Annotated in this window: 1 protein-coding gene; it reads left to right on the top strand. The window is 31.9% G+C overall.

What is annotated here, in order from left to right:
• Positions 1 to 110: 110 nt before the first annotated feature.
• A partial coding sequence (locus D7X55_RS43100; RefSeq protein ID WP_147470484.1) for a hypothetical protein occupies positions 111 to 473 on the top strand: 363 nt, incomplete at its 3' end.

Here is a 473-nt window from a genome sequence, read left to right as displayed (position 1 = left end):
ATTCACTATGGAGTCACTTATATGGTGAGTCCAGTCGACTGGAATTTATTATTGTCATAAATAATTTTATTTTGTGGCACAACATTTTAATTAAGAGGAGTTATATTATAATGACTGAACAAAATCTTGATATTAACACTGCTGAAAATGAGCCTACTTTTGAAGCACAAGCAGCTCTACAAGTATTTGTTAACAAACTACAATCTAAGGGAATTTATACTCCACAAGAAAATCCTGCACCTACTGTGCAAGAAGATGGTAGTATTTTCTTAGGATTCACTAAGGAAGAAAAAGACTTCGAGTTTACTGCTAGTGATGAGAAAATAATTCTAAAAGTACTAGACCCTAACAATAATAGTACTAAAACATTCACTTATGATAAGGATAAGTTCGCTATTTTCACTCAATTTGCTAACAAGGTAGAAGAACAATTAACTACTGAAAAAACAGAAACTGTAGAAGATGCTACTGAC

This window comes from Corallococcus sp. AB049A, from assembly GCF_003668885.1.
GTDB classification, from domain to species: Bacteria; Myxococcota; Myxococcia; order Myxococcales; family Myxococcaceae; genus Corallococcus; species Corallococcus interemptor.
The sequence above is the reverse complement of the archived record's forward strand: the minus strand, read 5'-3'. Positions and strand labels throughout refer to the sequence as shown.